Origin of the sequence: Streptomyces sp. (genome assembly GCF_036566765.1) — a bacterium.
In the GTDB taxonomy this organism is placed as follows: domain Bacteria; phylum Actinomycetota; class Actinomycetes; order Streptomycetales; family Streptomycetaceae; genus Streptomyces.
Genome location: NZ_DATCVQ010000023.1, coordinates 1 through 6,150, shown reverse-complemented (window position 1 = coordinate 6,150; position 6,150 = coordinate 1). Strand labels below are relative to the sequence as shown.

The following is a 6,150-nucleotide window of genomic DNA, read 5'->3' as shown; positions in this document are numbered from 1 at the left end:
CCAGCACGCGGTGTCGCTCGCGTACGTGGTGCCGGTGACCGGCGACTGCCGCCCGCGGCAGGACGCGCTCGACCTGGTCTGGGTCAGCCCGCAAGAAGCCGCCTCACCCGCCGTGCAGAACGAGATGCCCGGCGGCCACGGGACGCTGCTGAAACAGGCCCTCGCACACGTGGGACACACATACTGAGATCCCCCCGCCCGACGCTCCGCGGGGAGCTGCGGGCTGGAGGAACCCGTCCAGAGCGGCGAGCGGGGTCATTTCGCACCGGTACCGACACGTCCTCGGTGCCGAGGCTCACCCTCGCCGAGGGGATCGCTCCATCCGCATGGCGTCGCACGAGCCGTCGATGCTGCGGGCGTGGAGCGCAGCGCTGTCACGCGGGGCGACGGAACGTGGGAGCCCAGTCCCTCGACATGCGGGACCACCGCCGGCCGGGGCTGTACGTGTTCGTTGCTGGGCCCGGTCCCGGTTTGTCGACGAGCGCCTCCAGGGCAGGGACTTCCGGTGCACCGACGAGCACCGCCCCTTCGTCCCGCCGCTCCGCGTCGGTGTGGGGCGCGCCCTGGCGGCCAGCCCTGAGCAGTGGGCTCACCGCGTCGCGCAGTACCGCTTCGACTCGCCGGACAGCCCGCTGAACGAGGGCTGATGGCTACTCTCGCGAAAGAGTCCGCTCCGGCTCCGGCACCGCTCCGGCACGTCGCACGGCGGGTACCGGAGCTCGACGCTCGGCGAGGGCCATCCCGACGGATGCATGGACTGGTTCGTCCATTCCGGTGCATGGACGTCCTTCCGCTGCGGCCGAGGTCCGATGCAGCGCACAGCCCGGGTCAAGGCGTACCGCAAGCAGGTCCGTGAAGGGATGCTCCGGCGTGTCCTGTTGTGCTGGGTCAGTGGCCTGGGATGCCATCTGATCCTGGACGGCCACGCGAGGCTCGCCTCTGCGATCGCCGAGTCCGTCGAGCCTCCACTGGGAACGACGGGACGACATCCACGAAGCCCTTCCTCGGCCTCGCCACCTGCCTCATCACCCACCGACACGTCCAACGCCTTTGTCAGGACTTCTAAGAGCGTCCGCCAGTAGGTCATCGAATGCGTGGTGTGCGGGGTCGTGTGTCCCATCGGTAGCGGGTCCAGGCCCGTCGGATCAGGCAGCGCATAGTGATGATCACGGAGGCCACGGCGAGGAAGAAGTCGACGATGGCTCTGCGTCTTTCCGTGCAGCGACGCAGTCTCCCGAAGTTGTTCATCCAGGAATTCGTGCGCTCGACCACCCACCGACCGCCGGTCTGGATCGGGACCTTCGCCCCGCGTGGGACGATGCGTGCGTCGATGTTCTTGTCGGCCAAGCCGTCGTGGACAACGCGGTAGTCATAGCCCGCATCCAGGCTCAATCGAGGGCGCATCGGCGGCGGACCGAGGTCTTTCTCCAGGCTGGCGTAGCGGTTGAGGGTGGGCGGCAGCAGGGTGTGGTCACGTATGTTCGCGGGCGCCGGCTCGGTGACCAACGGTATGCCTTGCGCCTCGGTCAACTGCGAGCGCTTCATGCCCTGTTTGGCCCGGTCGACCGGGCTTTTGCCGGCGCACTCGCCACCAGAGGGTGCTTTGACGATACAGCCGTCAGCGACCAGATGGTCCAGTTCGAGGCCGATCATGCGGTCGTAGGCGGTCAGGACCAGCAACCGGAGATGCTCCATCACGCCCAAGGCGATCCACTCGTCCCTCCGGCGGCGCAGAGTCGTGGCCGAGCAGTGCTCGTCCGCGACGCGCTCGTAGCCACAGCCGAAGACGACCAGCACCTGGACCAGCCGGTCGAAGACCACCGCATCCGCGATCCGCGGGTTGTGGCAGCCCAGCGGATGCCTGTCCTCCCGCACGGGCAGCAGAGCGAGGAACTGGTCCCGGACGGGGCCGAGAAGGGATGACGGAACGGCAGCCACGGATTCCCAATGATCAAGAAGCGTGGACAACTCCATGATCGAGGATCCGTGCCTGCAACCACTACAGCCACCTACTGACAGGCACTCTGAACGATCATGTTACGAGTTCTCAGCACACATGCCCTGTCATGGTCGTGTCCCAGCGCATGCCGGCGACCATGTGTTCCAGGTAGCCCGCGTCGCTGACGGTCACCACAATCTCTGCGTAAGGGATCTCAGCGAAGGAGTAGTCCTCCTCCAGCTCCAGCCCATCCCATACGTCCAGCTCCTCCGGATCTTCCAGCGCTGCGGCCTCGCTCAGGTGCGGGGCGTTCCGGTAGGGGCTGATGTCGTAGGAAGTCACGATGTCGGCGGCGCATTGTGAGAACTCCTCGGCGTTGCCGGAAGTAAACACGGAATAGCCGGGGCGGCTGCCCCCGCTCAGCTTGTACACGTCTTCCGCTTTGCGCCTGGGCTCGAGGATGGTCTTGCCGTCGTCCGCGAGCAGGTACCCATCCTTGGTAACCCTTATCTCCTTACCGAGGATGAATTCGTAGAGTTTCCGGAACTCGTCCTTCAGCCGCATGCCTGCTGCGATGGCCTTGCCCTGCTCGTCGGTGAAGGGGTATCGCTCTCCGCCGTGCTCCTCATCGTCTTCGTTGTGCAGAAACCCGTTATCCAGGTGCCACCAGGCGTCCACCAGGAGAGACAGGGGGAAGACGGTCTCTTGTGGCACAAATGGGACGTCGGGGTTGATGACGTGCACCCTCCCACGGAGGGTCGAGCCTTCGACCGAGTCTACGGACACGGTGAAGATACTGGTCATGCTGGGGCGCCCCTTCAGTGGGAAGTGGTGGTCACACTTGATCACCAGTCAGTCCGGAGAGTAGGCGGTCCCACTGACACTCGTTCCCGGGGTCATACGCGCACACGCATCCGATCGCCTACTGGCGGACGCTCTAAGAGGTCATCTCACTTGGATGGTTCGGTAGCAACACTGATCTGCTACCGCAGACTGGCCGCATGACACGGCTGCACCTGAAACTGGGAGGAACCGCGACGTGACCCGATGGATGAGCCGCGCCCCACGATGGGTAGTGGCACTGGCCCTGGCCATCGCCGCCGGCCTGCTGTTCGTCGGTGCCGTCTCCCACATCACCGACCTCCTCCGTCACGGCCTGCACCCCTACGACTGGGCACCGAGCTGGCTCAACCTCTACTGGTCCTCACTCGCCCTCTTCGACCCGCTCGCAGCCGCACTCCTCCTCGGCGGCAGGCGCCGAGGAACGGACCTCGCCTGCGCCATCATGGCGACCGACATCGCCGCCAACTGGTATGCGACCTACGGCATCCAGCACAGCAGCCTCCTCGCCCAGCCAGGACTGCAACGGCTCACCGCATTCGCGGGACTCGTCCTCGCCACCGCGCCGTTCATCCGACGTCACCTTGCCGAATGAGATGACTTCTCAGACCTCTGCACACTCAGAAAGGTCGCTTCGGCCGACCACTCGGCAAGGTGACGCAGTCATTCGAAGTGTGCGGGTCCACCGCCCGACCTCCGTGTTAGAACCGAAAGATCAACCCGATGAAAGTGGAGAGGGCGCTGCGCATGAGCCTGTCGAGGAATTCAACTTCCCTGCCGCGCGACACAAAGGTCCTGTTCATAGGACTGCATCCGAGTGCGCTCGACTACAGTCGGCTGCCCGACGAACTCGACGAGGCGGCGCTCGCGGCCCGGATCGAGGCCGGGAACGACGCGGCGCGCGAGGCGGGGGTCGACGGTGTCGTCTGGCTGATCGACGACACCTCCCCGGACCGCGCCGAGGCGACCGTCCGGCAGCATCTCCAGGAGCACACGTTCGGCTTGGCGATGCTCGGCGGTGGAGTCCGCATGCTCCCGGAGTACACCCTCCTGTTCGAGCGCCTGGTCAACGCCCTCACCGAGGCGGCCCCCGAGATCCGACTGTGCTTCAACACGACGCCGGAGAACACGGTGGACGCGCTGAGGCGCTGGATCCAGGCGTAAGCGCGCGGCGGAGCAGCCGTTCGCGACCCGATCGCCAGTCGCCCTCGACCGAGGGTGCGCAGCCGCTGACCGGCCCTGCCGACAGGTGTCGAGAACACCTGCTCCGCGGCCTGGTCGCATCACCCGCCCGCCCGACGCCGCGGCACCCGCGACAGGTGCGCGCCGCTGCCGGCGGAGGCGAGATCGGGTCAAGCGGCATGGTTCCGGCCGCTGCTCGCGGAGAGTTGTCCGTGAACTCCCCCGGAATTGTCCGTGATCGGTAACAGACGGATCCCTTGGCCGCCGCGCCTCGTCCTGACAGGTGGTCGCAAGGTGACCAGGGACCGGTGCGGGACTGCAGGAAAAGGGGGCGGACATGGCGCGGCACGGCGGTGGGCGGGGCTGGTACGGCAAGGTGGTCGGGGCGGCGCTCGGGGTGACGATGCTCGCCGTCGGCGCCTCGGTGTGGACCGCGCAGGCTGGTAACGCGGGTGACTCGTCGCCAAAGGCGAACGCGCCGGCCACGCCGGTCAGTGACGTCAAGCCGGTCGCAGTGACCATCGCTCACGCCTCGGATGCGGGAGCCCGCGGAGTCAACATCACCATCGATGACGGCCCCGACCCCGTGTGGACCCCTCAAGTACTCGGCCTGCTGCGGGAGTACGGGGTGAAGGCCACGTTCTGCATGGTGGGGACGCAGGCGCAGGCCCACCCGGACCTCGTGAAGAAGGTGGTCGCGGCCGGGCACCGGCTGTGCAACCACTCGGTGTCGCACAACACCGCCATGGACAAGGCTTCCCAGACCTACCAGTCGCAGCAGATACTCGACGCCGAACGCCTGATCACCAAGGCATCCGGGGGCGTACGACCGATGTACTACCGAGCGCCTGGCGGGGCGTTCACCCCGTACAGCCGCCAGCTCGCCGCTTCCCGGGGCATGCGCCCATTGGGCTGGAACGTGGACACCAAGGACTTCGAGCGTCCGGGCGCACATGCCATCGTCGCCACCGTCGAGCGGGAACTGCCAAACGGACCGACACTCCTCTTCCACGACGCGGGCGGTGATCGTTCCCAGACCGTCGAGGCCCTGCGCCTGCTCCTTCCCCGACTCAAGGAGCAGGGCTACTCCTTCGGCTTCCCGGTGCGCTGAGCCCCAGCGCAGGGCCGGTCTCCGCGTTCGAGGCGGCGGCTCCGGGCCAACCGACGGAATGTGGCGATCTGTTGAAATACGGCCGTCGCCAGGTGACGCTCCCACATTGAGGCGCGGAGATTCCCCCTGGACAACCGAGGCGCCCCCGTCGCCCGCGGCTTCGGCACCGCCGCCCGCACCACTGTCAGTGCCGGATGACACCCTGACCTGGCTCGGGACATCGGCACCCTCACACGCGATCTCGGCGGGGCCAGGATTTCGGCTGCTGAACGGCTCGGAGCTGTGAACAACGTGCGCACACGCTCGTACAGGCGGTCGGTGGCGCTGTCGTTCTCTTCGGCGCGTACGCCACCTGGCGGCAGTTGAGGGTCAACCAGGAGGGTCTGAACGCCACCCGGGAAGGACACATCACCGACCGCTTCAGCCGGGCAGTCGATCAGCTCGGCAGCGAGAACACGGACGTGCGGATCGGTGGCCTCTACGCGCTGTGGCGGATCGCGGACCATTCGCCTTACGACCGGGAGGCGGTCATCTCGATCAAGGCCGCATTTGTTCGGACTCACCTGCCATGGCCTCCGCAAGGGCACGACTCCCCGGCGGCGGAAGCCTCCATCAACTCCGTGCCTCCGCTGGAGACCCGTGCCCCGGATGCCCAGGTGGCACTCACCAGCCTCGGGGTCCTGTGCCAGGAACGCCACCCCGACTGGCTCAACGTCAGCTACACCGACCTGCGTCGGGCCGACTGCGACGGCCTGTGGCTGCACCACATCAACTTCGACGGGGCCTGCCTGGAAGCGGCGAGTATCTACCAGGTCAACCTGACCAAGGCTTCGCTGATCGCGGCCAACATGCGGCACGTGGAGCTCGGGACGTCGATTCTCCGCCAGAGCCGCTGCATCGAAGCCGACCTGCGCGGTGCTCGCATGGTCAGGGCCGACCTCAGCGACGCCGACTTCTCCGACGCCGACCTGCGGGAGGCAAATCTGCGCAAGGCGCGGGGCCATGGCACCAAGTTCACCGGCGCGGATCTGAGACTGGCTGATCTCCGAGGAACCGACCTCACTGGTGCCGACCTGAC

General features: G+C 66.8%; 7 protein-coding genes. 5 read left to right on the top strand and 2 right to left on the bottom strand.

The genetic code is table 11. The annotated features are described in order from the left end of the window. Nucleotides 1-187 (top strand): DUF4916 domain-containing protein (locus VIU94_RS01135; protein ID WP_331906507.1); only part of this gene is annotated, 187 nt, incomplete at its 5' end. Nucleotides 188-1,083: 896 nt separating this feature from the next. Here the strand turns inward: VIU94_RS01135 and VIU94_RS01130 are convergent. Together VIU94_RS01130 and VIU94_RS01125 are read right to left on the bottom strand one after the other, a co-directional pair. Beyond that, complete coding sequence (locus tag VIU94_RS01130) at nt 1,084-1,938, bottom strand: transposase (protein ID WP_331906509.1); 855 nt, start codon at nt 1,936-1,938, stop codon at nt 1,084-1,086. A gap of 109 nt (nt 1,939-2,047) precedes the next feature. Then, nucleotides 2,048-2,743 carry a hypothetical protein gene (locus VIU94_RS01125; RefSeq protein ID WP_331906505.1) on the bottom strand — a complete coding sequence of 232 codons (696 nt, stop codon included), beginning with the start codon at nt 2,741-2,743 and terminating at the stop codon, nt 2,048-2,050. A 235-nt stretch (nt 2,744-2,978) separates the two neighbouring features. Here VIU94_RS01125 and VIU94_RS01120 point away from each other — a divergent pair, with 235 nt between their 5' ends. From VIU94_RS01120 to VIU94_RS01105, 4 genes are all read left to right on the top strand, one after another. Then, nucleotides 2,979-3,374, top strand: a complete 396-nt coding sequence (locus VIU94_RS01120; protein WP_331906503.1) for a hypothetical protein — start codon at nt 2,979-2,981, stop codon at nt 3,372-3,374. Nucleotides 3,375-3,502: 128 nt separating this feature from the next. After that, a complete protein-coding gene (locus VIU94_RS01115; protein ID WP_331906501.1) occupies nt 3,503-3,943 on the top strand; it encodes a hypothetical protein in 441 nt (146 codons plus the stop codon). A gap of 355 nt (nt 3,944-4,298) precedes the next feature. Further along, nucleotides 4,299-5,072, top strand: coding sequence for a polysaccharide deacetylase family protein (locus tag VIU94_RS01110; RefSeq protein ID WP_331906499.1), 774 nt, complete (start codon nt 4,299-4,301; stop codon nt 5,070-5,072). Between the two features lie 362 nt (nt 5,073-5,434). Further along, a partial coding sequence (locus VIU94_RS01105) for a pentapeptide repeat-containing protein (RefSeq protein ID WP_331906497.1) occupies nt 5,435-6,150 on the top strand: 716 nt, incomplete at its 3' end.

Excerpts from the sequence above, each read along its gene's own strand:
- VIU94_RS01125 (WP_331906505.1), bottom strand. The coding sequence starts at position 2,743 with ATGACCAGTATCTTCACCGTGTCCGTAGACTCGGTCGAAGGCTCGACC.
- VIU94_RS01110 (WP_331906499.1), top strand. The coding sequence starts at position 4,299 with ATGGCGCGGCACGGCGGTGGGCGGGGCTGGTACGGCAAGGTGGTCGGG.
- VIU94_RS01115 (WP_331906501.1), top strand. The coding sequence starts at position 3,503 with ATGAAAGTGGAGAGGGCGCTGCGCATGAGCCTGTCGAGGAATTCAACT.